Here is a 24,721-nt window from a genome sequence, read left to right on the forward strand (position 1 = left end):
CGGGCTTTTCCCGCGGACGCCGGGTGGGTATATCGATAGATGTGAACAAACGCGCGAAGAAGAACGACCGGCTGGCCAAATACCAGTCCATGCGTGACTTCACGCGTACCGCCGAGCCCGCCGGCGACGGCAAGGCCCAACCGGCGGGCAACCGATTCGTCGTGCAGCGGCATCGCGCGCGCCGTCGGCACTACGACTTCCGCCTGGAGCTCGACGGTGTGCTGGTCAGCTGGGCGGTGCCGAAGGGCCCGACGCTCGATCCCAAGCCGCGCCGGATGGCCGTGCACGTCGAAGACCATCCGATCGAGTACGCCGACTTCGAGGGCGTGATCCCGGCGGGGGAGTACGGCGGCGGTGACGTGATCGTCTGGGACCGTGGCACCTGGGAGCCGGTGGACACCGACGATCCGCTGAAAGCCATCGAGAACGGCAACCTCCACTTCAACCTCTACGGCGAAAAACTGCACGGGCTGTTCGTGCTCGTCCGGCCGCGTCGGGCGGAGTCACAGAAGGACCAGTGGTTCCTGCTGCACAAGCAGGACGAGTACGCGGAGCCCGGCTGGGACGCCGAGGACTACCCGAAGTCGGTGAAGACCGGCCGCACGAACGACGAGGTGGCCGCCAATCCCGACGCCCTTTGGCGCAGCGACCTGCCCGCTGCCGAAGCCGAAGTGCGGATGGGCACCCAGCAGTGGGAGCCGCCGACCGAAGACGAGATGGCCGCGCTGGAGGAACTGGGCGCGAAGGGCACCTGGGAACTCGCCGGGCGCACCGTCAACCTGACCAACCTGGACAAGGTGCTGGTACCCGGCCGCAAGGGCGAGGACCCGCTGACCAAACGCGATCTGATCCGGTACTACACCCTGATCGCCCCCGTAATGCTGCCCTACCTCGCCGGCCGCCCGCTGAACACGCACCGCTTCCCCGACGGCATCGACAAGCCCGGCTTCTGGCACAAGGAAGTCCCCGGTCACGCCCCGAAGTGGCTCAAGCGCTGGCACCACGAGCAAGCCGAGGCCGGCGACGTGCAGTGCTACCTGGTACCGGACAGCCTGCCCACGATGGCCTGGCTGGCGAACTACGGTGCGATCGAACTGCACGCCTGGACCTCGCGCGTGCCCGACGTCGAAAAACCGACCTGGGCGTTGTTCGACATCGATCCCGGCCCGGAAACTTCGTTCGACGACCTGCTGGTGCTCGCCCGCCTGCACCGGACCGCGCTGGACCACCTCGGCCTCGAAGGCCGCGCGAAGGTCACCGGTCAGCGCGGCATCCAGGTCTGGGTGCCGATCGAGCCCCGCTACACCTTCGCCGAGACGCGGGCCTGGACCGAAACCGTGTCGAAGACGATCGGCCGAACCGTACCCGACCTGGTCAGCTGGAAGTGGACCAAGGACAAGCGCAAGGGGCTCGCGCGACTCGACTACACGCAGAACGTGATCAACAAGACACTGGTCTCGCCGTACAGCGTGCGGCCCCGGCCGGGTGCCCCGGTCTCGGTGCCGATCGAGTGGGACGAGCTGGACGACCCCGAGCTGGCCCCGGACCGCTGGACCGTGCGCAACCTGTTCGACCGCTTGAAGGACGTCGGCGACCCGTTCGCCGCGCTGCTCGGTGTCCAGCAGCGCCTGCCCAAGCTGTAGTCTGGCTGCGCCCTCGTGACTGCTGTGCCGCTCACGCAAGCCCGGCGGCGCCCTCAGCGTAGTAAGTCTGGATTTCCGTCGCTTTCAACGCCGCCCACAGCCGGGCACCGGGCACGATCCGCAGTTCGGCGACCACCGCGGGAGTGATGTCGGCGTGCACCGCGGGGTTGCCGTCCAGATGGACGCGGATCGTGTGCGCGTGCTGCTCCAGCCCGAGCACGGTGACCGGCCACGTGTTCCGAGGACTGCCGGTCGGCTGGTCGGGGTGCAGGCTGATGGCGGAGGGCGGGAAGGCCACGTGCACCGCGCCGGTGGCGGGCTCGGCCACGATCAGCTCGCCACCGTCGTCCAGTGCGACGGTGGTCCCGGCGGCCTTGCCGCGGTGCAGGTTGAGCCCCACCAACTGGGCGATGTAGTCGGTGCGTGGACGCCCCGCGACCTCGGCAGGAGCACCTTCCTGCACCACGTCGCCGTTTTCGACGATCACCAGCCGGTCGGCGAGCACCATCGCGTCGAGCGGGTCGTGCGTGACGAGCAGCGTGCGCCCCGGGTAGTCGGCGAGGTGACGGCCGAGTTCGGCGCGAATGTGCAACCGGGTTCCCGCGTCGAGCGCGGCGAGCGGTTCGTCCAGCAACAGCAGTTCAGGGTCGGTGACCAGCGCCCGGGCGAGCGCCACCCGCTGCGCCTGCCCACCCGACAACGAGCGCGGCTTGGTGTTGTGGTGGGCGTTCAAACCGACCTTGTCCAGCCAGCCCGCGGCGAGGCGCCGCGCCGACGTGCGGTCGGCGCCGCGAGCGCGCAGTCCGAACGCGACATTCTCCAGCGCGGACAGGTGGTTGAACAGCAGGTAGTCCTGGAAAACGACGCCGATCGGCCGTCGCTCGGCGAGCAGGAACTCCCGCGGCGGGGCGTCCCAGGTCTGTTCGTCCAACCGCAACGAGCCTTCGCTGATCGGCAGCAAACCGGCGAACGCACGCAGCGCGGTGGTCTTACCGGCGCCGTTCGGCCCGAGCAAGGCGACCACCTCGCCAGGTGCGACGGTCAACCGCAGCGCGAGGCGGAACCCATTGTCCCGATCGACCCGGAAATCGGCGTGCAGCGTCACGACACACCCCGGATCCAGCGGTCGCGCAGGCTGGCCAGTACCACGACGGACACGATCAGCAGCACCATGCTCAGCACGATCGCGGCATCAGGATCGGACTCCAGCGCCAGGTACACCGCGAGCGGCATCGTGGTCGTCTCACCGGGGAAGTTGCCGGCGAAGGTGATGGTGGCACCGAATTCGCCCAGCGCACGCGCCCAGCACAACACCGTGCCCGCCACGATCCCGGGCGCGATCGACGGCAGGGTCACCCGGCGGAACGTCAGCCAGCGCGACGCCCCCAGCGTCGCCGCGGCCTCCTCGTACCGGGGATCCGCGGCGCGAAGCGCTCCTTCGACAGAGATCACCAGGAACGGCATCGCGACGAACGCTTCGGCGATCACCACTCCGGTCGTCGTGAACGGCAGGGAGATGCCGAACCACGAGTCGAGGTACTGGCCGATCGGCCCACGCCTCCCGAGCACGAGCAGCAGGGCGACCCCGCCGACGACTGGCGGCAGCACGAGCGGCACCGTCACCAGCGCACGCAGCACACCTCGGCCGGGTAGGTCGCCGCGAGCCAGCACCCACGCCAGCGGCACACCGAGCACCAGGCAGATGACCGTCGCGAGACTCGCGCACGCCAGCGACAACCGCAGCGCCTCACCGACCGCCGGGCTGAACAGCTGATTGGGTAACGTGCTCCACGGCGCCCGGATGATCAACCCGGCGAGCGGCACCACCAGGAACGCCAGGCTGAGCAGCGCCGGAACGAGGAGGATGAGCGGAAGACGGCCGCGGGCCCTGCGGCGTGTGATCATGGAGCGTCGAAACCCGCCTCGCCGAGCACGGCTCGCCCGCGTTCCGAAAGCACGAACTGCACGAAAGCTCCGGCAGTGGCGGCGTTGGGTGCCTTCGCCAGGGTGGCGATCGGGTAGTCGTTGATCGCCTGGGCGGCCTCCGGGAACGCGATGCCTTCGACGTCTCCGCCTGCAGCCTTGACGTCGGTCCGGTAAACGAGCGCGGCATCGACCTCGCCGAGCCGGACCTTGGTGAGCGCGGCCTTGACGTCCTGCTCGAGGGTGTCCGGCGCGGCCGTGAGCCCGGCTGCCTGGAAGACCTTCTTGGCCGCCGCGCCACAAGGCACCTTCTCGTCGCAGAGCGCGATCTTGCGACCGGCGTCGGCAAAATCGCCGAGTCCCTTGATCCCAGCGGGGTTGCCCGTGGGCACCGCGATTTCGAGCCGGTTGCGGACGAAGGTGACCGGCTCACCGCTGGTCGCGCCGGTGTCGCTGACCTGCTGCATATTGGCCGGAGCAGCGGAGGCGAACACGTCGGCGGGCGCACCCTGGTTGATTTGCTGCGCGAGCGCGGAACTGCCGGCGAAGTTGAAGGTGACCTTCGTGCCCCGGTTCGCGGCCTCGAACTCCTGGCCGAGTTCGGTGAACGACTCGGTGAGCGACGCCGCGGCGAACACGGTCACCGTCCCGCCGATGCCATCGGGGTTGCCGGAAGACACCTCGCTGCCGCAGGCGGCAAGGGCCAGGGCTGCCACCACCAGCGTGGTGGGGATCCGCAAGTTCGGCATAAACGGCAGTGTAGCTGCGCGATCGCGGAAGAAAACCCGCACTGCGGTATCTATTGCGGATCAGTCGTGAGCCCGCGCCCGAGATCGCGACGAGGCAGTGGGCTCGAATAAACGACGCTCGTGGTCACCGAGCCCAGTCCGGCGATCCGCCCGGTGACTGCTTCGAGGTGCCGCATCGAGCGGGCGAGGACCTTCAGCACGAAGCAGTCCTCGCCGGTCACGTGGTGGGCTTCAAGAATCTCCGGCGTGCTCGCGAGCAGACTCCGGAACGGCTGGTAGTTGCCGGTCGGGTAGCGCAGCCGTACCAGCGCGGTGATGGACAGGCCGAGCCGCTCCGGATCGATCACCGCGGAGTAGCCGGTGATCACCCCGGCCTCCTCCAGGCGCCGCACCCGTTCGGTCACCGCACTCGGCGACATCGAGACGGTCCTGGCGAGCTCCGCATAACTTGCGCGACCATCGAGCTGGAGCGCCTCCAGGATGCGCCAGTCGGTGTCGTCCAGTGATTCAACGGTCATCGGCCACAGATACTACGAGAACCACGGCGTAACTGTCCGAACCCCGTGGAACGGTAGTTCACCGATTTCGTCCTGCGCCCTACCGTTCTACCCATGACAAGCACGTTCACGGGCGCCGTTGCTTACTTCACCGCCCAGTTGGAGTTCCGGACCGACGTCGCCGAAGTGCACACCGCGATGGAGACCGGTGCGCCCGGCTTCACGTTGCTGGACTCCCGTGGTGACCTGGCCTGGGCGCAAGGCCGCATTCCGGGTGCGCTGCACCTGCCCACCGCCGACATCGCCCGGCGAGGCAGGGAACTGCTGGAACCTGATCAGCCCGTGGTCACCTACTGCTGGGGTCCCGGTTGTGACGGGGCGACACGGGCCGCGCTGGCCGTGGCGAAGCTCGGCTACCAGGTCAAGGAGATGATCGGCGGTATCGAGTACTGGATCCGAGAAGGGTTCGGCGTCGAGACCGACGACGGCATCGTGCGACGTCCCGCCGACCCCCTCACCTCGCCGCTGGCCGGGATCACCTGCGGCTGCTGAGTGGTTCGAGCCACGGAAAAGGCGTGGACACCGCTCACCGGGACTGACTAGCCTGCGAGCATGTCCAGCCCCGAGGCGTCCAGACGGTAGTCACTCGCGATTTGTCCTGTTCGGACATCGCTGAACGCTGCCGTTTTCCCGACGTCTTCCATGGGGTACATCCATGCCTTTTGCCGTTTACCTGCTCGGGCTCGCCGTTTTCGCCCAGGGCACATCCGAATTCATGCTGTCCGGGCTCCTACCGGACATCGCCGCCGACCTGCAGGTGTCCGTACCCGCCGCGGGCCTGCTCACCTCGGGTTTCGCGGTGGGCATGATCGTCGGCGCGCCGCTGATGGCGGTGCTGAGCCTGCGCTGGCCACGCCGTCGCACGCTGACGATCTTCCTGGCCACCTTCGTGGTGGTGCACGTGCTCGGTGCACTGACCACCAGCTATGAAATCCTGCTGGCTACACGCGTCGCCGGTGCGATCGCCAATGCCGGCTTCTGGGCTACCGCCCTGGCCACCGCCAACGCCATGGTCGCGCCCAATGCCAAAGCTCGCGCCACGTCCATCGTGGTCGGCGGGGTCACCGTCGCCTGTGTTGCCGGGGTCCCCGCGGGAGCGTGGCTCGGTCAGCAATGGGGCTGGCGTGCGGCCTTCTGGGCGGTCGCGTTGATTTCGCTGCCGCCGTTGATCGCGATTCTGCGAGCAATCCCGTCCGGCCGGCCGGAGAACGCCGATGTGGGCGTCCGCGGTGAGCTGCGGTCGTTGCGTGACGCTCGGCTGCTGGTCATCCTGCTGGTCGCCGCGTTGGTGAACGGGGCCACGTTCTGCGCCTTCACCTACCTCGCCCCGGTGTTCAGCACGGAGACCGGACTCGGCGAAGGCTGGGTACCGGCTCTGCTGGCGCTCTTCGGCGTGGGTTCCTTTCTCGGCGTGACGATCGGTGGCCGGGTGGGGGATGCGCACCCGATACCGCTGCTGGGGATCGGCATGGTGGCCTTGATCGCGGGCTGGTCGTTGTTCGCGATGACGGCGGGCAACACCTTCGCCACCATCGTGCTCGTACTGGTCCAGGGCACGCTGGCGTTCGCCACCGGCTCCACCTTGATCTCGCGGGTGTTCTACGTGGCGGACAAGGCGCCGACGCTGGCCGGTGGCCTAGCCACCGCGGCGTTCAACGTCGGCGCCGCGCTGGGCCCCTGGCTCGGTGGCGTCGTCATCGGCACCGGAGCCGGGTTCCGCGCGCCACTGTGGGTCAGTGCGGCACTGGTGGCGATGGCGCTGGTGGTTGCTGTGGTGTCGCAGGGTGTCAGGAAGCGAGTTCTCCGCTGACGTGACGATGCAGGCGGCGTTGCCTCGGAAAGGGCAACGCCGCCTGCGGATTACTTGGTTCGCGCCTGTCGCACGGCACCGAGCGGAGAGGAGATGAATTCGCGCACCGACGGCCCACCAAGCAGGCACCAGACGGCGATCACCGGATCGCAGATGGCGCAGCCCAGCGACGAGTGCTCGGCGAACGGCAGGATCGGAGCGCCCTTCCAGTGGTGCAGGGCGTCCCATGCGGTGTGGAGCAACCAGCCGACGCCGATGAAGGCCCACGAGTCGAGCCCGCGATAGGCGACGTAGGTGACCACGGCGGTGAACGCGAGTTCCCACGGGCCGAAACCGCCGCTGCTGAGGTAGGCAGCGCCGGCCCCGGCGACCATCACCGCGTTGAAACGGCGCCGGTTCGGTTCACGGATGAAGGAGTTGAGGCAGACGTAGACGATCCCCACCAGGATCGGGGCGATGTACAGCACCTACCGGACGTTAATCCGGCGGACGACCAGCCAACACCGGCTGAATCGCCAACTTCCTCCGGGTTATCGCCAACAGTCCAGATGCGCTTCGACGTATTCGGCGAAGGAGCGGGGCGGACGACCAGTTACGTCGGCAACCGTTGTCGTGACACGGTCTTCCGATCCGTGCCGGATGTCTTCATCGAGACCGGCGAGGAGAGCTGCGTACTCGGCTGGCTGCCCTGTCGCGACCAGCATGTTGCTGAACTCGTCGGTGCTGAGCGAACGGTGGCGCACGGGCAGGCCGATGACGTCGGTGAGGACGGCGGCCGCGTCGGTGTAGCTGAGCGCCTGCGGGCCGGTGATCACGTGGCCGGTGTTGTGCGGAACCGGATCGAGCAGGGCGCGGGCGGCGACGGCGGCGATGTCGTCGGCGTCGACAAAAGCGACACGACCCGAGCCGGTGGCAGTGACGATCTCGCCCGTCGACCGAATGCCTTGCGCCACCGGATGTTCGCCGCTGAAGTTCTGCATGAACCAGGACGGCCGCAGCACGGTCCACTCGGGTACCTGCTCACGCACCAGCCGCTGTAACCGGCCCAGCCGAGGATCGTCTTCGGTGACCGCGGAAGAACTCAGCAACACAACCCGCTGAACACCCCGCTGCCGAGCCTCGGTCAAGAAGGGCTCGACGACGGGTGCCGGATCGGCCACCGCGACGGGTGCGACCAGGTAGATCCGATCGACGCCGGCCAGTGCCGGACCGTGGGTCGCCGGATCCGCCCAGTCGAAGCGGACCTGCCCCGCCGCTGCGGGCTTCCGCGTGGCGACTCGTGCCTGCTCGCCGAGCAGGGCGGCCACCCGGCTACCCGTCGTACCGGTACCGCCGATGACCAGGGTTTTCACGCCTTCGCCGCCGAGTTCCCGAACGACAGGAGCGCCTCGGCCCCGCCCATGGCCTCAGCGGCGGCCAGCGGGCTCCAGTAATCACGGTAGTGGACGATTTCACCGTTCTTCGTGATGACGACCGCGATGTAGCGCATGCGATACGGCTGTCCGCTGGCGACGACCGTGCCTGCGACTTCGAACTCCACCACGACCCGATCGGTGTCGGCGGTTTTGTGTACCTCTCGAGCCGCTATTCGCTCGGGTGTGACGTGGTCGTTGTAGTCGCGCAGGTACTCGCGCACGGCGTTCCGGCCCTCGATACGCTCCGGATAGCCGGCCGAGGCGAACGGGAACTCCAGGACTCCGTCGATTGCCCACAGCTCGGCGAAGCCGGTCATGTCCTTGGCAAGAAGCCGGTCGAGCGCCTCTTCTACCAGATCGAATGCAGTTTTGGGCACTACTCCTCCGATGGGTCGGCGAATGGACGATACGGGACCGTCCCGACGTCTAAGGTACGCGGGACGGAGCCGTCCCGTCCAGTCGTATGCTGAGCGGCATGACTTCCCGTCGCACGCCTACCGGCGCTGCCGTGCTCCAACCGCGGATCACGGCAGCCATCACCGAAGCCGTTTTCGGCGAACTCGCCGCTCACGGGTATGGCCGCCTCTCGATGGAAGCGGTCGCCAAGCGGGCCGGTGTCGGGAAGAGCGCACTGTACCGGCGTTGGCCGTCGAAGCAGGACATGGTGATCGCGGTGTTGTCCGAATTCAGTGTGCCGCTGGCGGACGTGGGCGATACCGGTTCGCTGCGTGGCGACCTGCTCGCCCTGGTGCAGGCGTTGCGCGACTGGCTCACGCATCCGCGTTTCTCGGCGATCCTGCCCGACCTGACCGCTGAAGCCGGACGTAACGAAGCTCTCGCAGCCGCCATTCAGGCGACCATAGGCGAGCCGCGGCGCGAACACGGAGCGACGATGCTCCGGAGGGCGATCACGCGGGGTGAGCTACCCGAAGACTTGCACCTGGAACTGGCGCTGGATTTCCTTGCGGGGCCACTGTATTGGCGGCTGAGCGTGCGGAAAGTTGCGCTGCAGCCTGGATATGAAGATGAACTTGTCGAGTTTTTGCTGCGAGGCTTGGGTTATGTGAGTCCTGCGGGGTCTTGAAGTAAAACACCCAATCGTGTTGGGAACATGTGTTCGATGCTAGCGTATTCTGGCTGGCGTGAGGCAATCAGAACTCCTTTCCCTGACATCAGCTGTTGTCGCAGGTTTCGACGACAGCTCCGTAGTCGATGCCCTGTTCGCCGCGAGGCGGTTGAGCGCCCAGTTGGAAGCGACCGAACTGCGCGTGGTGCATCGGCTGACCCAACTACGTGGTGACACGCGATCGGTCGTCGACGAGGTGGCTTTCGCGCTGTGCCTGTCCAGACGGGCAGCGGAGAACCTGGTCAAATTGGCTCGTGACGTGATGAGCCGCCTGCCGAACGTCTTAGCGGCGATGGAGGCGGGTACGTTGAGCCGGTTGTCAGCCGCCAAGATCTCCGACGTGGTAGCGCCATTGTCGGACGACCTGGCCGAGAAGGTGGACGTCGCTGTTGTCGGCAGGACGGCCGAGAAGAACGCTGGCCAAATCCGGCGGATCACCCGTGATCTCGTGCACAAGATCGATCCTCAAGGTGCTGAGGCCAGGGCGCGTGCTCGGCGAGCGGAGCGGAAGGTCGAAATCCGGCACCGGGACGACGCAATGGCGCAGTTGGCCGCTGAGTTGCCTGCCGAGGTCGCGTCTTCGATCTACGGGCGTGTCAACCGTATCGCCCGGACCTTGCGTTCTCATAAGGAGAAACGCACGATGGACCAACTGCGGGCAGATGTGTTCGCCGAGATGTTGCTGGGCGAACGCGTCGGAAAACCGCGTGCGGAAGTGTTCATCCATGTGCCGGCGGACGCGGCGCTCGGTGTCACCAACCGCGCCGCCGAACTCGTCGGACACGGCCCTATTCCGGCTTCGATCGCCCGCGACATCATGAAGCAGCCGAACAGCGTCTGGCGCAAGGTGATCACGGATCCGTCCAGTGGCGCACCGCTGGATGTGGGACGGTCGCGGTACCGCCCACCTGCTCACCTGTCCGACTACGTGCGGGTGCGCGATCGGGTGTGCCGGATGCCGGGATGCCACCAACCAGCCCAGTGCGCCGATCTTGATCACCACCGTGCACGGGCGAAGGGCGGCGACACCAGTTGCCAGAACCTCTGCGTGCTGTGCCGCTCGCACCATCGCCTCAAGGACGCGCCCGGATGGAAGTTCGTCCTCGACCGTAAGACGGGTGAGCTGACCATCACGACGCCGACCGGCCGCACCAAGAGCACCACGCCAACTCCACTCTTCCCACCAGTCAAGCAAGCTGATGCAGCCTGAGCAGGAAGACCCCTGGACTCGACGGACTGGAGGTGGCGGCGAACTCGCTGTGCGGGCCAATGACCGTTGCCGGAACGTGCTCTCACTGGCCCGCCTGCTGTGCCGGTCCTATCAGACGTCGCGCCGTCGCAACAGGAACGATGCGGCGCCGAGAGCCACGATCACGTACGCCGCCATGACGGCGGCTGCGCCCGCTTGCGATAGCCTCAGTTCGATTCCAACACCGAAGGGGTTCGACCCGGTCAACTGCGCCGGCAGGTGAGTGAGCACCAGCGAGGCCGTCCACGAGCCCCATTCGCCGGGCAGCTTCTGCGTGACCAGCGGTGCGACGTACCAGTAAGCGACGAGTGCAGAGACCGCACCGGCAGTTGAACGCAGCAGCACGCCGAGGCTCAAGCCGAGCATTGCATAGACGACCACTACTGTTCCCGACCCCAGCATGTTCGGAGCTTCTTCCGCGAGGGGACTCGTGTGCCCGACGAGTTCGCGGTCGCCGATCATCGCGCGGCTGAGGAAGTACGAACCGAACTCGACGATCTGACCTACTGCGAACGCGACGCCGGCGAGTAGCAGCGCCTTCGCCAACAGCACCTTCGTTCGTTGCGGTACCACCGTGAAGCTCGTGCGAATCAGGCCGCTGGAGTGTTCGCTGGTGACCGTGATGACGCCCAGGATCGCCAGCCCGATGCCGGACAGCCAAGAAGTGAACCCGGTGAACGACGAAAGGATCACGGTGTCACGACGGGCAGGTGTGTCGTCCCAGAAGTCCACCGCCGTCTTGGTCAGCAGTGCGACGAGCCCAAAGATGACCGGTACCAGCGCGAGTACGACATAGGTGGAACGTACCGAACGGAGTTTCACCCACTCCGAACGCAGAATCCCGGTCATCCGACATCCCTCCGCCGAATGAGGATGACTGCGGCGATCAGTGCTACAGCAGCGAGAATGAGAGCGCTGACTGGGTTCGTCAGCAACACTGAACCTATTCGCTCCCGCCACGCCGCCGGAAGGAAGCCACTGATCATGGGAAGGGCGAACAGGAGGATGGCGAGCACGGAGACCGCACCCGCGGTCGATCGCAGTACCGACCCTGCTCCGAAACCGATCAAGGCCACCAACGCTACTGTCACACCCGCGCCGAGCAGCCCCGGAGCCTCGCCGGCCAGGTCGGTGTACCCAGGGAAGTCCCGGTCGCCGAAGATAGCTTTGCTGAACAGGTGGATGGCGAAAGTCGCGGCGGTTCCGGCGACGAGGGCGAGTGCCCCAACCGTGGCCGCTTTCGCGACCAGGACAATCGGCCGCCGGGGCAGGACGGTGAGACTGGTTCGGATCAGGCCGGTCGCGTATTCGCCGGTGATCGTGAGCGCACCAAGAATTCCCATACACAACTGGAGAACCGGCAACAGGACTTCCTCTATGGAGCCGTCCGAGAGGGAGTTGCGACGTTCGGCTGGCATCGAGTCCCACGTCTGGCCCCACGCCCATGCGAGGGCGGCGCCGACGACCACGCTGAGCAACACCATGCCCAGCACGTACTGGGTCGATCGCACTGAACGAAGTTTGTGCCATTCGGCAGCCAGCGCGGCGGTCATCGCACCGCCCGGTAGTCGATGCTGCCCGCAGTCAGCTCCAGGTAGGCCTCTTCGAGGGAAGCGCTTCGCGGAATGACCTCGTATACGGGAATGCCGCGTGCAGCCGCTAGCTCACCGATGCCGTCGACACCCATTCCGTGCACCGACAACGCTTCGTCGTTTTCTCCGATAACCTCGGCGCCGGCGCGCCGGAGGGCGTCGGACAGTTCAACGGCTCGTGGCGATCGCACGAAGACACCTCGTTGGAAGCGTTCTTCCAGTTCACGGACGGAGGTGTCGGCAATCAGTCGTCCCCGGCCGATCACGATGAGGCGGTCCGCGGTGAGGGCCATCTCGCTCATCAGGTGGCTGGATACCAGCACCGTTCGGCCTTCAGCTGCCAGGGAGCGCAGCAGTTCGCGGATCCAGCGCACTCCGTCCGGGTCCAGGCCGTTCACTGGCTCGTCGAGCAGGAAGATGGCGGGATCCCCGAGCAGGGCTCCGGCGAGACCCAGGCGTTGCTTCATACCGAGGGAGAACTTGCCCACCCGCTTGCGTGCCACATCCGCCAAGCCGACCTGGTCGAGGACCTCCCGTACCCGCGAGCGGCCGATGCCGTTCGTCAACGCGAGCGACAGGAGGTGGTCATGAGCATTGCGTCCCGGGTGCACCGCGTTCGCGTCGAGCAGGGCGCCGACTTCGTGCATCGGTCGCTGGATGGTGGTGTACCGGCGCCCGCCTACGAGCGCTTCACCGGCGTCGGGGGCGTCCAGGCCCAGCACGATCCGCATGGTGGTGGACTTGCCGGCACCGTTTGGACCGAGGAAGCCGGTGACTCCGCCCGGCCGCACGGTGAAGGACAGCCGGTCGACCGCGGTCGACCGGCCGTAGCGTTTGCTCAGTTCGCGCACTTCGATCACGGGTTGCAGGCTAGGAACAGTGCTGCCGACGGCGCTGTTCTCGAAGGTCGTTCGTGTTGTTCACCAAAGTCGCTAGCCTCGGCGCATGGGCCGAGTCTTGGTAGCCGTGATCGCGGTGCTGGTGGATGTCGTCTGGCTGGCGCCGGACCGGGTGGTCGACGTTGGATGGTGGGCCGCACCGGTGTTCGCCGCGGTGATCGCGTTGATTTTGCTGTGGCGGCGGGCGGTGCCGGGATTCGCGGTGGCGGCAGCGCTCACGTGCGTCACGGGTGGCGGGTACGCGCTCATGGTGTGCACGAGCTATCGGGCTGGTCAGCGAGTCGAGTCCCGGCGTGACTACCTGGTTGCCGGACTCGCGGCCGTGTCTTACCTGGGCGCCCAGTTCGTGGGAGGTCCGCATCTGGTGCCGAAGGTGCTGGTCCTGGTGGCTATGCCGATGGTCGTCGGCCGGTACATCGCACAGCATCGGCAGCTCGTCGCCGCACTCGACGAGCACAATCGCCGGTTGCGTGCCGAGCGGGATCTGCTGGCCGAACGGGAACGGCTGACCGAGCGTCTGCGGATCGCCCGGGACATGCACGATTCACTGGGTCATCGCCTGGGGCTGCTGTCGGTGCAGGCCGCTGCCCTGGAGGTCGGTGATGCACCGGATCGTGAGGCTGTGCGGAGGCTGGCCGGGACCGCCCGCCAGGCTACGGCTGAGCTGCATGAGCTGGTCGGCACGTTGCGTCGTCCGGGCGAGGTCGAGGCCCGTGAACCGAGGCTCGCGGAGATCGATGCGCTCGTTGACGAGTTCCGGGTCGCCGGGATGAGCGTCGAACTGTGTAACGAAGGCGAGCTGCGGCAGGTTGAACCGGAGGTCGAGCAGGCCGCGTACCGGGTGGTCGAGGAAGGGCTCACCAACGCGGCCAAGCACGCACCGGTCGCGGAGGTGCGGGTGTCGTTGCGCTGGGAGGATGACACATTGTTGGTGGCCGTGCGCAACGATCTGCCGGGGCCGGCGGAAGCGAACGGCGGGCACGGACTCGCCGGGCTGGCTGAGCGGGTTGCGCTGGCCGGTGGGCTCATGCACCACGACCGATCGGCGTCGGAGTTCCGGCTGACGGCGATGTTGCCGGCCACTGCGCGGCCGGAGTCGGAACCGCGGTCCCTTGACCGGGTGCGGGTGGCCGCGTTGGTGCTCGTCGTGGTGTCGATGGTGATGTTGGTGGGCCCAGCGAGCACGTTCGGTGGTGCGGGGTGATCCGGGTGCTGATCGCCGACGACGAACCGTTGATCACGGCCGGTATCCGGACCGTGCTCGAGTCCGACCCCGGCATCGAGGTGGTCGCCGAGGCCGCTGATGGGCGGACTGCAGTCGAACTCGCGCTCGCGCACCGGGTTGACGTCGCAGTGCTCGACCTCAACATGCCCGAGTTGGACGGGCTGGCAGCCGTGCGGGAGCTGCCCGGCGTGCCGGTGGTCATCCTGACCGCTTTCGGCGTGGAACCGAACGTTCGGCGGGCGATCCACCAGCAGGTCGCCGGGTTCGTGTTGAAGAACTGCACGCCCGACGAGCTGATCCGCGCCGTCCGTGCCGCGCACGCGGGGGAGGCCTACCTGTCACCCCAGGTGACGCGGCTGGTGATGGGCATGGTCAGTCCCGCTGACACCGATCGGCGGGAGACCGCCGCCGCGCGGCTGGCAGTGCTGTCGCCGCGGGAGGCGGACGTGCTCCGGCTGCTCGCCGAAGGCCTGTCGAACGCCGAGATCGGCGCACGGGTGCACATGAGCGAGGCGACCATCAAGACCTACGTCAGCCGCATCCTGGCCAAACTGGACTGCACGAACCGGGTACAGGCGGCGCTACTGGCTCGTGACGGACTCGGTTGACCGGTTGAGGCGGCCGGTGCGGGTGGCCCAGCGTTCGAACAGCACGGTGCCGAACGGCGGGATGCTGGCGATCAGCGCGAGCACGGTGGTGCGCCCGTCCCAGCGCAGCGGCCCGCGCACCAGCAGGGCGGCGATGACGTAGGCGACGAAGACGAAGCCGTGGATCGGGCCGAAGATCTTTACGCCGATCTCGTCGCCGACCACCACGTACTTGAAGAACATGCCGATCAGCAGACCGGCCCAGGACACCGCCTCGGCCAAGGCGAGCAGGCGGAAGCGTCCGGCGGGGCTGGTGAGCACGAAGCTCTCCCTTCGGTGGGGGATATGTCCCCATTGTGGAGATGTCGCTCCGGGCACCGCCGGGCGGGTCAGTTCAGTGTCACCAAGATCATGGTGTTCCACCAGGTGTCCAGCCGCTCCAAGGCGTCGGGGCTGGTCGCGCCCGGGGAGATGAGGGCGCCGATGGTCAGCGTGCGGGTGTCCACCCACCACAGCTGCCCGGTGCCCTCCTCGGTGAAGCAGGTGGTGAACTCGCCGGGGACCGGGCCGCTGGTGCTCCGGTAGTACAGCGCGTAGTGCGTGTCCTGCGTTTTGGGGCGGCAGCCGCCGAATTCGTCGCGGCGGGGGATGTTCCGGCCGGTGACCAGTTTCTGGAAGAAGGCGTCCTGGCTCGCTCGATCGGCGAACAGGTGGAAGACGGCGACGGCCGGGGTGGGGAAGTCCGGGTCCGTCTCGTTCGCCTTGGTGCAGGACATGCTCGACACCGCGCCGTCGACCGGTTCGTTGCCACGGCAGGAGGCGTTGCCTCGGTAGACGGTGGGCAGCAGCGGGGCGAGTTCGTCGGTGGACGGCATTGGTTCCGTGGACGGCGTTGACGGCGGGGACTCCCCCGTCGGCGTGGGTGGGCGCGGGCTGCTGGGGGTGGCGGAGGACGGCGTCGCACCGGTGATCGGTGCGCCGGAGACCGTTGCGTTGTTGCTCCGGAACAGCACGACGGTGGCCACGAGCGCGGCGATCACCAGAACGACGAGGCCGACCGGCAAGGCCGAGGCCGGGAGGCGGCGGCGGGGTGGCGGCACGACAACGGGTGGAGCCAGCGCCGCCTTCGCCGCGGTGGCGAGGGCGCCTGCGGTGGGGAACCGCTGCTGCGGGTCCTTGGCCATGCCGCGGGCGATCACCTCGTCGAAAGCCGGCGGGACCGCGGAGTTCCACTGCGAGGGGCGGGGTGGCGGCTCCTGCAGGTGTGCCCAGATCTGCGCCGCGGTGCCGTCGGCGCTGAACGGGCGGCGCCCGGTCAGGCTGGTGTAGAGCACGCACGCGAGGGCGTAGACGTCGGCGCGGCCGTCGACCGCGCCCTTGCCGAACCGTTCGGGCGCCATGTAGTCGAGCGTGCCGAGCACGGCGCCGGAGGCGGTGATGGAGGTTTCCGCGGGGGACGAGCTGCGGGCGATTCCGAAGTCGGCCAGGTAGACGAAGTCACCCGAGGCGACCAGGATGTTCGACGGTTTGACGTCGCGGTGCACCAGGCCGTCGGCGTGGGCGGCGTCCAGCGCGCTCGCCACCTGCTCGACGATCCGCACCGCCCGGTCCGGCGCCAGCGGCCCGGCGTCGGTGAGCTGCTTCAGGTCCGGTCCTTCGACGAGTCGCATGTCCAGGTAGAGCTGCCCGTCGATCTCGCCGTAGGCGTGGATCGGGATCACGTGGGGTTCGCGCAGCCGGGCGACGATCCGCGCCTCGCGCCGGAACCGGGCGCGGAAGGCGGAATCGTCACCGGCCGACGTGGACAGTCGTTTCAGCGCGACGACGCGGTCGTGCGCGGTGTCGTAGGCGCGATGCACCTCGCCCATGCCGCCGCGCCCGAGCAGTTCCTCGATGCGGTACGGCCCGAAGGTCTCACCTGCCATGCCCCATCGACGCCGGCGGAGCCCGCCGGGTTCCCCAGGCCACTCGAGGAATGCCTCAGCGGCTCGTGGCCGCGCTCAGACCGGCGCCCTCGTGGTGCGGCCAGCGCGGCGCTTCACCCTCCGGCTTGTCGCCGAGCACGGTCACCCGCTGCCCGACGCGGCGGCCGGTGTAGTCGTTGACCGCGTAGTGCTGGGTGGCGCGGTTGTCCCACAGCGCGATCGCGCCCGGCAGCCAGCGGTACCGGCAGACCCGCTGCGGGCTTTCGGAAACGCCGAACAGGTGGGCCAGCAGTGCGTCGCTCTCACCGGGCGTGAGTTGCGGGATGCGCCGCGTGAACATGCGGTTCACGTACAGCGAGCGGCGGCCGGTTTCCGGGTGGACGCGCACCACCGGGTGCTCGGCTTCGCTGCGGAACGAGCCGTTGGGGTGCTCGAAGGCGTGGATCGCGGTGAGGCCGTCGAGCAGTTCCCGCAGTGGCGCGGAAAGGGCGTCGTAGGCCAGGTACTGGTTGCTCCACATCGTGTCGCCCCCGGCGGGTGGGCATTGCACCAGTTGCAGGATCGAGGCGATCGGCGGTGACGGGCTGAACGTGACGTCGGTGTGCCACACGTCGGCTTTTGCGCCCTGGTCGGAATCGAGTACGACGAGTTCGTCGTGGCCGTCGAGCTTCGACAAGAAGGGGTGGACCTCCAAGTCGCCGAACCGGCGCCCGAAAGCCTTGTGCGCCTCGGGGGCCAGTCCGGCGGCGTCCGGGAAGAACAGCACCAGGTACTCCAGCAGAAGGTCCCGGACGGTCGCGAAGTCCGAGTCGGAGAGGTCGGCGAGCGGCACCCCGCGGACTTCGGCGCCGAGGGCGCCGGAAATGGGGCTCACCGTGAATGATTCGGGCATGAAGGAATCACCTTTCGGGCATGACGGGAACGTATTTGACGAAATGGGGAAATGCTTGACCGGAATTGCCGGTGAATGCGATTCTCGGATCCGACCGAGCACCGCGACCGGCGGTGCCCTGCCGACTGGAGGAGCTGGATGGCCCCCGCCGACCCCGCCGACCGGACCGACCGCACCGACCCCGCCGCCGCCCTGGCCGGCCTGGTCGACCTCGTGACCCCCTTCGCCGTTCGCGCGGCGGTCACGCTGCGCCTGCCGGAGCTGGTCGCGGACGGCACCACCGGGCTCGTCGAACTCGCCGAAGCGGCGGGGGCGCACGAGGATTCGCTCGGCAGGCTGCTCCGGCACCTGGTCGCCGTCGGTTTGTTCGACGAGACCGCGCCGGGAACCTACGGGCTGACGCCGGTTTCGCGGCAGCTGCTCGGGGAGGACCACCGCTGGCAGCGTGGCTGGCTCGACCTCGACGGTCCCGGTGCGCGAATGGACCTCGCCTACAGCGGCATGCTGCATTCGCTGCGCACCGGCGAATCCGCGTACGGGGCCGTGCACGGCGTTCCGTTCTGGGAGGACTACCAGCGCGACGAAACGCTGCGGTTGTTCTTCGGCGCCATCATGGCCGCCCACGCCTGGCAGACCGGACCGGCGGTGGCCGCCGAGTACGACTGGGCGCCGGTTCGCCGGGTGCTCGACGTCGGTGGTGGCATCGGCGCGCTGCTGTCGGAGGTGCTGCGGCAGCACCCGCACCTCGAGGGCGCGGTGCTCGACCTGCCCCCGGTCGAGCCGGAGGCGAAGCAGGCGCTGGCCGACGCCGGGCTCGCCGGGCGAGCCGAGTTCGTCGGCGGCAGTTTTTTCGACCCGCTGCCCGGCGGCTACGACGTGCTGATGGTGTCGCGGGTGCTGACCGACTGGGGAGACGAGGACGCCACCCGTATCCTGCGCCGCTGCGCCGAGGCGGCCAGCACGGTGCTCATCGTCGAAGTGCTCGCCGGCGAGGAGCACGCGAAGAACAACTCCTCCTTCGACCTGCAGTCGCTGACCCTGCTCGGCGGCCGTGAACGGTCCATCGCGGACTTCCACGCGCTGGCCGCGTCCGCCGGGCTGACCGTGCGCAGCGAGCGGACCGCACCGGGTGGCCTGGTGCTGATCGAATGCGGGGTGGGCTGAACCGCTCATGCCCAGGCCGGGAGCCGCCGGGCCTTCGGGTCCGGCAGCAACCCGATCTGGTGCAGCCGGTCCAGCGGCGTCAGCGGGTGCGTGCCGAGGCCGGACATGTTGTGCATGACGGTGTAGCGCAGCCGGTGGTTCGCGCCGGTGTGCCGCAGCGCGCGGCGGCCGAGCGTGCGGCCCGCCCACGACAGGTCGGTGATCATCCGGGCGGCGTTGTGGCTGGTGCGGCCGATCTGCGTCAGGTCGGCCGCCCGGCGCCTGCCGTATTCGGCCAGGTCGCCGGACTCGGCGAGAACGGCCGCCAGGCAGTCGGCGTCGGCGATCGCGCTGTTCATGCCCTGCGCGGCCATCGGGTGCACGGCGTGCCCGGCTTCGCCGGCCAGCGCCAGGCCGGGGAGCCACAGGCGGGGCGCGAGGAACCGGGCGACCGGCAGCACCTGCCGTCGCGGCAGGCTCGTCAGGATGGCGTCTTCCAGTGGCCGCAGGGCGGGCGTTTCCTGGGCCAGCCGGCGTCCCCAGGCCAGCAGATCGCCGCCACGCAGTTCGTCGGGTGCGATCTGCGCGTACAGCCGGACCCGGTTGCCGGGCAGCGGGTACCGCAGGCGCAGGCCGCGTTCGGTGACGTAGGCGGAGAAGTCGGCTTCGACCTCGGCCACGTCGTGGAGTTCCAGGGCGACCAGGCGGTGCGGGTACTCGGCGCGCTCGATCTCGATCCCGGCTTCCTTGCGCAACCGTGAGGAGATGCCGTCGGCGGCGACCACCAGCGGTGCCTCGATGGTGTCGTCGGCCAAACGAACGCCGGTGACCTGCCCGGCCGAGTCGCGCAGGAGACCCTTGACGAGCACGCCACGCCGGAATTCCACGGTGGCGGGCAGCGAGTCGGTGAGCGCGGTGAGGATGGCGGGGTAGTCGTGGGCGAGCAGCCAGCGGTTGTCGCCGGGCAGGGTGCTGTAGTCCAGCGCCATCTGCGGGTTTCCGGCCGCGTCCCGCGCGACCAGGCGCGCCAGCCGCAGTGCGCCCGCCGACTCCAGCCGTTGCGCCACGCCCCAGGACCGCAGGATCCGCAGGGAACCGGGCTGTAAGACCTCGCCCTTCGCGACCGGTTTCGGGGCGTCCTGTTTTTCGACCAGCGTCACCCGCAAGCCGAGTTGGCCCAGCGCGCACGCCACCGAGAGACCGCCGACCCCCGCGCCGCACACCACGACGTCGGTGCTCATCGGGCGGCCTTCCGGTAGCGCGCCAGCGCCCGCAGGGCGAGTCCGTTCGCCAGCGCCGGGTTCGCGTAGCGCGATACGTGCCGGACGTATTCGTTGACCCGAGCCGCGGGCCAGCCGCCGCCGGGTTCCCGGGACGCCAGCAGCCAGCGCACGCCCGGCAGCACGGAGTGGGCTGGTGCGCCGGCGGCGAGCAGTGCGCTGATCGCCCAGGCGGTTTCTTCGACGGTGCCCGTGTCGGCCGGATCGCCGGTGCCCCAGGAACCGTCTTCGCGCTGGGTGCGTTCGAGCCACGCCCGGGCTCGCACGGCCGCCGGTTCTCCGGGCAGCCCGGCTTTGGCGAAGGTCTGCAGCACGGCCGACGTGCCCGCGGTGTGCATCCGGTACCACACCGATTCGAAGCTGCCGTCCGGTTGCTGCGCCGACGTCAGCCAGCGCAGTCCGCGGTGCACGCGCCGGTCGTCGGCGGGCACACCGGAGTCGAGCAGGCCGTCGAGCGCCTGCGCGGTCATGTGCGGGCACGGCCCGCTGTTCGCCACCTTGGTGTTGCGCACGCACAGTCCCCACGAACCGCGGGTGTCCTGCTGCAACGTCAGCCAGGTGACGCCGCGGCGCACGCTTTCGGCCTGGTCGTCGCCGGGCAGGTGGCACAACGCCGAGACGATCTCGCCGGTCTCCAGCGTGGCGGGCCAGCCGCGGGTGCCCGACCAGCCCCAGAAGCCAGGTGGGCAGCCGAACGCGACGAACGGCTGGTCCTGCTGCAGCCGCAGGAAGAGGTCCTTGGTCAGGCCGAGGCGGGGGTCCTCGCGGTAGCCGGCTTCGAGCAGGCCGCCCGCCGCGTACATCGACCACGTCAGGTCGAGCGGGCCGCTGTTCCACGAACCGTCGTCGTTGGCGTTCTCCCGGAACCAGTGCACCGCGCGGGCCACCATGTCGTGCCCGAGGCCGGCGCGGGCGAGCCCGGCGACGACCAGGCCGGTCACCCAGGCGTCCTCGCACCAGCCGCCGGTGCTGCCCTCGTGTTCGTAGACCTGCCGGATGACGTCGAGCGCCTTGGGTTCGGCCAGCTTCGCGAGTGCTCGGTGCATCCGGCCGAGTGGTTTGTGCCGGGTTTGGGCGAGCCCGAGCGCGGAGACCATGGGTGCGCGCAGGTCGAACAACTTCCGGTAGAGGCCGGGGAACAACGCCAGTTCCAGTGGGAAACGCCGCATTTCCCGGGGTGCCAGCCAACCGGCGAATCCGTAGTACTGTCGGCACCAGGCGACCACTTCGGCATGGGGGATGGCCTCCAGGCCGCCGTAGTCCCGCAGCCATTCCTGTCCCCTGTGGACGGCGATCGCGTGCTCGCCGAGCAGGTGCAGGGTGGCGGTGGCGACGGCGGTCGGGCCCGCTTCGGAGGCCTCCCCGGGCACCATGCTCCAGCCGCCGTCGTCGGCCTGGGTGCGCACGAGCCAGGTCGCGCCGCGCGTGATGAGGTCGGCCGAACCGACGGGGTCGGCGAAGTGCAGGGCGCTCACCGCGCCGACCGTGCCGAGCGTCGAGGTGAGGGCGTGCTCGCCGTAATCGAACACGCCATCCGGCCGCTGCGCCGAGAACAACGCCTCGGCCCCGGTGGCGATGGCTTCGGAGATCTCGTCGGCGCGCAGTGAGGTCATGCGACGGTGTCCTTTCGTCGGAGCAGGGCCGGGGCGGGTGGGATTTCGTGCCGGGCCCGCATGACCGCCTGCGTGACCAGGGACAGCACGAGCACGGGGACCAGCACGGCGAGCGCGAACGCGGGCCCGGCGTTTCCGGCGACGACGGCCGTGGCGAGCACGAGCCGTTCGCCGACGAGCACCTCGTGCGCCCGCAACGCGGTCTGGCGGCTGACGATCGCGCCGGCTCGCACCAGTGGCGTGAACGCGAACGCGCCCGCGACCGCGGCGAGAGCGGTGAGCGCGAGGTGCGCGGCCGGATCAGGGGTACCCAGGGCAGCCGAGGTGAGGAGGAGCAAGCCGATGAAGTAGAGGCCGACGGCGAGCCGTACCGCGTGCCGGACGCCGTGGCGCACGGGCACCGAGCGGTACCCGCCCGCCCGGTCGCCGTCGACATCGCGGACGGTGCCGACCAGATTGGACGCGGTGTCGTGCACCAGGAACCCGAGGGCCACCGGCAGCACCACGGCCGGTGGCCACGGCACCACCAGCATCGCGCCGATCACCACGGCGAGTGCGCTCAGCGCCCCGCGCACCACGTTGCCCGCGGCGCCGCGCTTCTTGAACACCTTGCTGTAGCCGACGATGCCGAGCATGGCCAGCACGAACGCGGGCAGGATGCGCCAGTTGACCAGCACCGCGAGCGACGCCGACAACGCGGCGCAGGCGATTCCGCCGACCAGGGCGGCTTCGGCGGACAGGCGCCCGGACGGGATCGGCCGGTGCGGTTTGCCGATGGCATCGAGCCCGCGGTCGAAATAGTCGCCGAGGTAGTGCCCCGAGAGCCAGCCGAGCGCGGGCACGAGCGCGGCGACCAGGAGAAGCGGCGTCACCGCGTCGCCGGCCGCCGCCGCGCCGGCGAGGCCGAGCAGCGCCGGGTAGCAGAGCGTGTAGGGGCGCCAGGTCTGCACGTGGGCCACCGCGGCTGCCCGCCACCGGCCGCGTGAGCTGGTCACCGGTCCCGCCGGACGGCTGCCCCGGCGATCGCGCCGAGCAGGCCGATCGCTTCGCTGGACGGCAGCGTGCCGAGTTCGGCTCGGGCCACCGCGACCTCCTCCTCGGCACGGGCGCGAGCGGCGTCGAGGGCGCCGGTGGTGGTGACCAGTTCGCGGAGTTCGGCCAGCGTTCGTTCCGGGGACAGGCCGCCGCCGAGGATGCGTTCGAGCGGTTGCGGTCCGGCTTCGCGGACGGCGAGCAGCACCGGGAAGGTCAGCCGCAGGTTGGCCGCGTCACTGGTGCCGGGTTTGCCGGTGACCGCCGGGTCGCCGAGGAACGGCAGCAGGTCGTCGTACATCTGGAAGGCCAGCCCGGCGTGCTCGGCGAAACCGGTGATCGCGGCGACCTCGGCGGGGGAGCCGCCGCCGAGCAGGGCGCCCGCCCGGCAGGCACCGCGGAACAACGCGCCGGTTTTGAGCGCGGCCATCTCCAGGTACGCGGCGAGGCAGTGATCGGCACCGGCGGCGAGCAGTTCCTTGTCCAGCAGAGCTTCCTGCACCTGGCCGCGGCACAGGTCCTCACCGGCGCCCGCCAGCACGCGGACCGCGGCGAGCACCGCGGGTTCCGGCACGCCCAGTGCGGCGCATTCGGCGACGGCCGAGAAGAGGCCGAGGAGCAGTGCGTCGCCGGTGACGATGGCGTCCGGGGTGCCGAAGCGCGCGTGCACCGACGGACGTCCTCGCCGCAGGTCGTCACCGTCGATGATGTCGTCGTGGATCAGCGACGCCACGTGCAGGTATTCGACCGCCAGCGCGGCGGGCAGCACCTGCTCGCGCGTTCCGCCGACGGCTTCGGCGGCGGTCACCAGCAACAGCGGACGCAGCAGCTTTCCCGGGGCGAGCAGGGCGTAACCGGAGATTTCGGCCACCCGGTGCCCGCCGGCCGACCAGCGTTCGTTGAGTGCCCGCCGCACGTCCTCGACAGCGGGGGAGGAGGTGACCTCGTGGATGGCGGTCATGCGGCGAACTCCTTCGCCAGCGCCAGCACCAGGTCGTTGGCCTCGGGGGTGCCGGTGCTCACCCGCACCCCGGCGCCGGCGATTTCGCGCACCGCGACCCCGCCTGCCGCCAGGTGGTCCACAAAGGATTGGTTCCGTTCGCCCAGCCGCAGCCACAGGAAGTTGCCGCCGCTCGGCGGTACGTCCCAGCCGAGGTCCAGCAGGCCGGCCCGCACGCGGTCCCGTTCCGACGCCACTTCGGCGCACTGCTCGCGCATGCGTGCCTCGGCGTCGAGTGCGGCGAAGGCGGCGGCTTGCGCGAGGGTGCCCACGCGGAAGAACGGCAGCGTCGGGCGCAGCGCATCGGCCACCGGCTCGCTCGCGACCAGGTAGCCGACCCGCAGGCCGAGCAGGCCGTGGGACTTGGAGAAGGTCCGGACCACCGAAACGCGGTCGTCGGCGGCCGCCAGCGCCAGGCCGTCGGCGAGCGCGCCCGGTTCGGCGAATTCGCGGTACGCCTCGTCGATCAGCACCAGCACGCCGGGTGGCAGCGAGCGCACGAACTCGGCCAACGCGGCCTGCCCGAGCACTTCGCCGGTCGGGTTGTTCGGATTGCACAGCAGCACCACGCGGGTCCGCGGGGTCACCGCGGCGGCCAGCGCCCGCAGATTCTGCGGCTCGCCGGGCACCGCGACCGGGGTGCCACCGGCGTTGCGGATGAGCAGCGGGTACAGCTCGAACGACGGCCAGCTGTGCACCACTTCGGCACCCGGTCCGGCGTGGGCGTTGAGGAACTGCTGGAGCAGCGCGCCCGAACCGGCACCGGGCACCACCCGGGCGGCCTCGGCGCCCAGCCGCCGCGCCAGTTCCGCGGCCAGTCCGGTGGCGAGTGCGTCCTGGGTCAGGTTGACCCGGTTCGCGCCTTCTCCGATCGCCTCCCGGACCCCGGGCAGCACCGGTGCCTGGTTTTCGTTCAAAGCCAGCTGGTGAATGATCGGGACCATTTTCCCGGCCCTCCCGGTGCGATTTCCAACCGAACAGCCGTCGACAGGCTCCGTGCCGTCCGGCGCGGCTGTCAAGGATTCACCCGCGCTTGTCCTGCTTTGTCCGGCGCACTCGGG

26 protein-coding genes are annotated in these 24,721 nt (G+C 69.1%); 8 read left to right on the forward strand and 18 right to left on the reverse strand.

The features are described from left to right. Positions 1-41: 41 nt before the first annotated feature. The gene (gene ligD, locus AC07EG_RS11175; protein ID WP_478252902.1) at positions 42-1,643 is read left to right on the forward strand and encodes a non-homologous end-joining DNA ligase; all 1,602 of its coding nucleotides are present in this window, start codon (positions 42-44) and stop codon (positions 1,641-1,643) included. A gap of 31 nt (positions 1,644-1,674) precedes the next feature. Here the strand turns inward: ligD and AC07EG_RS11180 are convergent, their stop codons facing one another. Genes AC07EG_RS11180 through AC07EG_RS11195 form a run of 4 tightly spaced genes read right to left on the reverse strand, consistent with a single transcriptional unit; the run spans position 1,675 to position 4,833 of the window. Beyond that, entirely contained in the window at positions 1,675-2,748 is a 1,074-nt protein-coding gene (locus AC07EG_RS11180; RefSeq protein WP_478252903.1) for an ABC transporter ATP-binding protein, read from the reverse strand. Continuing rightward, entirely contained in the window at positions 2,745-3,548 is an 804-nt protein-coding gene (gene modB / locus AC07EG_RS11185) for a molybdate ABC transporter permease subunit (protein ID WP_478252904.1), read from the reverse strand. The genes AC07EG_RS11180 and modB overlap by 4 nt, the downstream gene beginning before the upstream one ends. Then, positions 3,545-4,315: a molybdate ABC transporter substrate-binding protein gene (gene modA, locus AC07EG_RS11190; protein WP_478253089.1), complete on the reverse strand. Its 771-nt coding sequence runs from the start codon at positions 4,313-4,315 to the stop codon at positions 3,545-3,547. The genes modB and modA overlap by 4 nt, the downstream gene beginning before the upstream one ends. Before the next feature lie 50 nt (positions 4,316-4,365). Beyond that, positions 4,366-4,833 carry an Lrp/AsnC family transcriptional regulator gene (locus tag AC07EG_RS11195; RefSeq protein WP_478252905.1) on the reverse strand — a complete coding sequence of 156 codons (468 nt, stop codon included), beginning with the start codon at positions 4,831-4,833 and terminating at the stop codon, positions 4,366-4,368. A 93-nt stretch (positions 4,834-4,926) separates the two neighbouring features. Here AC07EG_RS11195 and AC07EG_RS11200 point away from each other — a divergent pair, with 93 nt between their 5' ends. Further along, entirely contained in the window at positions 4,927-5,364 is a 438-nt protein-coding gene (locus AC07EG_RS11200; protein ID WP_478252906.1) for a rhodanese-like domain-containing protein, read from the forward strand. A gap of 163 nt (positions 5,365-5,527) precedes the next feature. After that, on the forward strand, positions 5,528-6,682 hold the full coding sequence (locus AC07EG_RS11205) for a Cmx/CmrA family chloramphenicol efflux MFS transporter (RefSeq protein ID WP_478252907.1): 1,155 nt from the start codon (positions 5,528-5,530) through the stop codon (positions 6,680-6,682). 50 nt (positions 6,683-6,732) lie between these two features. On the opposite strand, the gene AC07EG_RS11210 is transcribed toward AC07EG_RS11205, so the two are convergent. The 3 genes from AC07EG_RS11210 to AC07EG_RS11220 all read right to left on the reverse strand — a co-directional run bounded on the left by AC07EG_RS11210 (position 6,733) and on the right by AC07EG_RS11220 (position 8,474). Next, positions 6,733-7,149 carry a DUF6010 family protein gene (locus AC07EG_RS11210; protein ID WP_478252908.1) on the reverse strand — a complete coding sequence of 139 codons (417 nt, stop codon included), beginning with the start codon at positions 7,147-7,149 and terminating at the stop codon, positions 6,733-6,735. A 63-nt stretch (positions 7,150-7,212) separates the two neighbouring features. Then, positions 7,213-8,034, reverse strand: a complete 822-nt coding sequence (locus tag AC07EG_RS11215) for an NAD(P)H-binding protein (protein ID WP_478252909.1) — start codon at positions 8,032-8,034, stop codon at positions 7,213-7,215. Then, positions 8,031-8,474, reverse strand: a complete 444-nt coding sequence (locus AC07EG_RS11220) for a nuclear transport factor 2 family protein (RefSeq protein WP_478252910.1) — start codon at positions 8,472-8,474, stop codon at positions 8,031-8,033. Before AC07EG_RS11220 ends, AC07EG_RS11215 begins: the two co-directional genes overlap by 4 nt. Positions 8,475-8,572: 98 nt before the next feature. Between AC07EG_RS11220 and AC07EG_RS11225 the strand changes: the two genes are divergently transcribed. Next, on the forward strand, positions 8,573-9,181 hold the full coding sequence (locus AC07EG_RS11225; RefSeq protein WP_478252911.1) for a TetR/AcrR family transcriptional regulator: 609 nt from the start codon (positions 8,573-8,575) through the stop codon (positions 9,179-9,181). 58 nt (positions 9,182-9,239) lie between these two features. Next, a complete protein-coding gene (locus AC07EG_RS11230) occupies positions 9,240-10,433 on the forward strand; it encodes an HNH endonuclease signature motif containing protein (protein WP_478252912.1) in 1,194 nt (397 codons plus the stop codon). Between the two features lie 111 nt (positions 10,434-10,544). On the opposite strand, the gene AC07EG_RS11235 is transcribed toward AC07EG_RS11230, so the two are convergent. The 3 genes from AC07EG_RS11235 to AC07EG_RS11245 are packed head-to-tail and all read right to left on the reverse strand — an operon-like array spanning position 10,545 to position 12,924. Then, on the reverse strand, positions 10,545-11,321 hold the full coding sequence (locus AC07EG_RS11235; RefSeq protein WP_478252913.1) for a hypothetical protein: 777 nt from the start codon (positions 11,319-11,321) through the stop codon (positions 10,545-10,547). After that, a complete protein-coding gene (locus AC07EG_RS11240; protein ID WP_478252914.1) occupies positions 11,318-12,025 on the reverse strand; it encodes a hypothetical protein in 708 nt (235 codons plus the stop codon). The genes AC07EG_RS11235 and AC07EG_RS11240 overlap by 4 nt, the downstream gene beginning before the upstream one ends. Then, positions 12,022-12,924 (reverse strand): ABC transporter ATP-binding protein, encoded by a 903-nt coding sequence (locus AC07EG_RS11245; protein WP_478252915.1) that lies wholly within the window; start codon positions 12,922-12,924, stop codon positions 12,022-12,024. Before AC07EG_RS11245 ends, AC07EG_RS11240 begins: the two co-directional genes overlap by 4 nt. A 106-nt stretch (positions 12,925-13,030) precedes the next feature. Between AC07EG_RS11245 and AC07EG_RS11250 the strand changes: the two genes are divergently transcribed. Together AC07EG_RS11250 and AC07EG_RS11255 are read left to right on the forward strand one after the other, a co-directional pair. Continuing rightward, positions 13,031-14,167: a sensor histidine kinase gene (locus tag AC07EG_RS11250; RefSeq protein ID WP_478252916.1), complete on the forward strand. Its 1,137-nt coding sequence runs from the start codon at positions 13,031-13,033 to the stop codon at positions 14,165-14,167. A gap of 5 nt (positions 14,168-14,172) precedes the next feature. Continuing rightward, positions 14,173-14,796: a response regulator transcription factor gene (locus AC07EG_RS11255; RefSeq protein WP_478252917.1), complete on the forward strand. Its 624-nt coding sequence runs from the start codon at positions 14,173-14,175 to the stop codon at positions 14,794-14,796. Here the strand turns inward: AC07EG_RS11255 and AC07EG_RS11260 are convergent. The 3 genes from AC07EG_RS11260 to AC07EG_RS11270 form a co-directional block, all read right to left on the reverse strand. Then, a complete protein-coding gene (locus tag AC07EG_RS11260; protein ID WP_478252918.1) occupies positions 14,770-15,096 on the reverse strand; it encodes a DUF3817 domain-containing protein in 327 nt (108 codons plus the stop codon). The genes AC07EG_RS11255 and AC07EG_RS11260 overlap by 27 nt on opposite strands. A 68-nt stretch (positions 15,097-15,164) precedes the next feature. After that, positions 15,165-16,700, reverse strand: coding sequence for a serine/threonine-protein kinase (locus AC07EG_RS11265; RefSeq protein WP_478252919.1), 1,536 nt, complete (start codon positions 16,698-16,700; stop codon positions 15,165-15,167). 55 nt (positions 16,701-16,755) lie between these two features. After that, positions 16,756-17,592, reverse strand: coding sequence for a TauD/TfdA dioxygenase family protein (locus AC07EG_RS11270; protein WP_478252920.1), 837 nt, complete (start codon positions 17,590-17,592; stop codon positions 16,756-16,758). Positions 17,593-17,730: 138 nt separating this feature from the next. Here AC07EG_RS11270 and AC07EG_RS11275 point away from each other — a divergent pair, with 138 nt between their 5' ends. Further along, positions 17,731-18,756 carry a methyltransferase gene (locus AC07EG_RS11275; RefSeq protein WP_478252921.1) on the forward strand — a complete coding sequence of 342 codons (1,026 nt, stop codon included), beginning with the start codon at positions 17,731-17,733 and terminating at the stop codon, positions 18,754-18,756. A gap of 5 nt (positions 18,757-18,761) precedes the next feature. On the opposite strand, the gene AC07EG_RS11280 is transcribed toward AC07EG_RS11275, so the two are convergent. Genes AC07EG_RS11280 through AC07EG_RS11300 form a run of 5 tightly spaced genes read right to left on the reverse strand, consistent with a single transcriptional unit; the run spans position 18,762 to position 24,577 of the window. After that, positions 18,762-19,976: an FAD-dependent oxidoreductase gene (locus AC07EG_RS11280; protein ID WP_478252922.1), complete on the reverse strand. Its 1,215-nt coding sequence runs from the start codon at positions 19,974-19,976 to the stop codon at positions 18,762-18,764. Next, positions 19,973-21,628 (reverse strand): prenyltransferase/squalene oxidase repeat-containing protein, encoded by a 1,656-nt coding sequence (locus AC07EG_RS11285; RefSeq protein ID WP_478252923.1) that lies wholly within the window; start codon positions 21,626-21,628, stop codon positions 19,973-19,975. The genes AC07EG_RS11280 and AC07EG_RS11285 overlap by 4 nt, the downstream gene beginning before the upstream one ends. Then, entirely contained in the window at positions 21,625-22,623 is a 999-nt protein-coding gene (locus AC07EG_RS11290; protein ID WP_478252924.1) for a UbiA family prenyltransferase, read from the reverse strand. Before AC07EG_RS11290 ends, AC07EG_RS11285 begins: the two co-directional genes overlap by 4 nt. Beyond that, a complete protein-coding gene (locus tag AC07EG_RS11295; protein ID WP_478252925.1) occupies positions 22,620-23,621 on the reverse strand; it encodes a polyprenyl synthetase family protein in 1,002 nt (333 codons plus the stop codon). Before AC07EG_RS11295 ends, AC07EG_RS11290 begins: the two co-directional genes overlap by 4 nt. After that, positions 23,618-24,577 carry an aminotransferase class I/II-fold pyridoxal phosphate-dependent enzyme gene (locus AC07EG_RS11300; protein ID WP_478252926.1) on the reverse strand — a complete coding sequence of 320 codons (960 nt, stop codon included), beginning with the start codon at positions 24,575-24,577 and terminating at the stop codon, positions 23,618-23,620. Before AC07EG_RS11300 ends, AC07EG_RS11295 begins: the two co-directional genes overlap by 4 nt. Positions 24,578-24,721: the final 144 nt, after the last annotated feature.

The organism is Amycolatopsis sp. NPDC045836 (genome assembly GCF_056431745.1).